The 364-nt window shown below is 64.0% G+C and carries 1 protein-coding gene; it reads left to right on the top strand.

Annotated features, from left to right (window positions below):
* Window positions 1-17 precede the first annotated feature (17 nt).
* On the top strand, window positions 18-364 hold a 347-nt coding region (locus B7G66_RS16585; RefSeq protein ID WP_456306330.1), incomplete at its 3' end, for a hypothetical protein.

Here is a 364-nt window from a genome sequence, read left to right on the forward strand (position 1 = left end):
CGGCGGTTGCAACGAACGTGTCGGATACGAACGCGACCGTGCTGTCGCCATCGGCGCTCCTGTCGTTCCTGCCCGCGCCGAACTGGAACGGCACGCCGCCCGTACTGACATCGCGCCTGATCGACAGCAGCAATGGCCCTGTGGCGGATGCAACAGGGGTGGATGTATCGGTCAATGGCGGGACTACGGCGATTTCGGCCAATTTTTCGGCGCTTTCGACAGTGGTGACGCCGGTAAATGACGCGCCGCTTGCCACCGGGAATGTGACGCTGCCCCCCGTGCCAGAGGATACGGCCAACCCGTCCGGGGCCTCTGTGGCATCGCTGTTCACCCCGGTTTTCAATGACCAGACGGATGCGGTGCC

The sequence above is a fragment of the Novacetimonas hansenii JCM 7643 genome, assembly GCF_000964405.1.
In the GTDB taxonomy this organism is placed as follows: domain Bacteria; phylum Pseudomonadota; class Alphaproteobacteria; order Acetobacterales; family Acetobacteraceae; genus Novacetimonas; species Novacetimonas hansenii.